General features: G+C 59.3%; 1 protein-coding gene. It reads left to right on the top strand.

Features of this window, described 5'->3' with window-relative positions; translation table 11 throughout:
- Positions 1–826 precede the first annotated feature (826 nt).
- A complete protein-coding gene (locus EV672_RS18600; RefSeq protein ID WP_133611429.1) occupies positions 827–1,360 on the top strand; it encodes a hypothetical protein in 534 nt (177 codons plus the stop codon).
- Positions 1,361–1,812: the final 452 nt, after the last annotated feature.

The following is a 1,812-nucleotide window of genomic DNA, read 5'->3' as shown; positions in this document are numbered from 1 at the left end:
CGCCAACACTGGCCATGGCTTCGCCATTTTCATGGCCAGTGTTGGTGCCCTGCGGCCCGTTCGGGCCTTCGGCGCCGGTTAACCGGGCGTTAGGCCTGCGGAATGCCCAGTATTCATAGGGCTTGTGGGCCGCCTGTCCTGCGGCAGTCGTGCGAGCCACCGAGCACCTCGGGTTGAGTGGCACGCAGGTCTTCTGCTCAGGTTGAAGCTGGGTTAGATTGAGGCATTCGTCAGCGCATGGCTGACGCCATACGCAAGGGAGGCGGCATGGCAGTGTTGGTTCAACTGGCTGACATCACAGCACATCGCGCACACCAGGCAGTTGCCTCGTGTGCGGGCTGGCTGCCTGCGCATCCGGCCCACTGCCACCAGCCTAACTCTGCGTTGCAGCGGACGCCAACCCCTGCGGTGTTGGTGCCCTGCGCTTCGCTCCGGCGCCGCTGAACTTGGGCGTTAGGCCTGCGGAATGCCCAGTGTTCATCGGGCTTGTGGGCCGCCTGTCCTTCGGCAGTCGTGCGAGCCACCGAGGCATGCGGTCTGAGTGGTGGCGTCACAGTCGCGCAGGGTGCGGTGAGGTAGATTGAGGTTCTCGTCAGCGCATGGCTGACGCCATACGCAAGGGAGGCGGCATGGCACGGTTCAACTTGGAAGCTGCCAAGTCAGCACATCGCGCGCACCAGGCAGTTGCCTCGTGTGCGGTCTCACTGCCTGCGCATCCGGCCCACTGCCACCAGCCTAACTGGGCGTTGCAGCGGACGCCAACCCCTGCGGTGTTGGTGCCCTGCGCTTCGCTCCGGCGCCGCTGAACTTGGGCGTTAGGCCTCTCATGCGCTACTTCAACTGGCTGTTCGCAGCATTGGCTTCAACCACATCCGCCTATGGCGCCGCTCTCGAAATGAAAGAAATTCAGTACCGTGGCGGAATTATAAATTTCTCAGTCCCAAAAAACTGGGTCGAAGAGTCTGAGCCCGACGGCGGAGCGATGTTCTATGAAGATGCGCCGGACACTGGCACTCTTCGCCTAAATGTAATCACCGCTACATCACCTCAGCTGTTATCGGACGATGCGGCATTTGAGCGTTTGGCAGCGATGAGTAGTGTTGCGGCTGGAAGCGTTCAACGGTTGAAAAATGGGAACGCAATCGCTACTTCGATTCTGCGAAGTACAGAGCAGGGTCACGCAATCACGCTCTTCTGGTGGTACGTAACAAACCCCGTTCGTCCCAACCATATGCGTATCGCCAACTTTTCTTACACGGTGCTGACCGAGAAGGAGGGAAGTGAAACAGTTAAACGTGACGTTCAACTACTCACGGAGGCCATAAAAAATTCTAGGTTTCATCCAACTCTTGGCGAGTAAAAATCGACTATGGCTTTGCGCAACAATTGCAACGCCGTGGGCACTTCATAATGAGGTGGTTCGCCATCAGCCAAATCAAGAGGGTTCAGGCATGTCAGGCCAAGCATCCATCAGCGTTTCTAGGCCAAGTGCTGGCTCCCGCCATTTCGCATGGCTCCCTGGCCTAACTCATTGGTCAAGGGGACGCTTGCTCAATCCAGCGCTCCGGCCCAGCCAAGTGGGCGCCCCTTACCGCGGGCGTTAGGCCTGCGGAATGCCCAGTGTTCATCGGGCTTGTGGGCCGCCTGTCCTTCGGCAGTCGTGCGAGCCACCGAGCCGTGCGGTCTGCGTGTTGGCGTCACAGTCGCGCAGGGTGCAGTGAGGTAGATTGAGGTTCTCGTCAGCGCATGGCTGACGCCATACGCAAGGGAGGCGGCATGGCAATGTTCATCTCAGAAGCTGCCAAGTCAGCA

Origin of the sequence: Aquabacterium commune, assembly GCF_004362855.1 — a bacterium.
In the GTDB taxonomy this organism is placed as follows: Bacteria; Pseudomonadota; Gammaproteobacteria; order Burkholderiales; family Burkholderiaceae_C; genus Aquabacterium; species Aquabacterium commune.
The sequence above is the reverse complement of the archived record's forward strand: the minus strand, read 5'-3'. Positions and strand labels throughout refer to the sequence as shown.

What these genes read in the sequence shown, in the direction of transcription:
- EV672_RS18600 (WP_133611429.1), top strand. Translation starts at nt 827, where the DNA reads ATGCGCTACTTCAACTGGCTGTTCGCAGCATTGGCTTCAACCACATCC.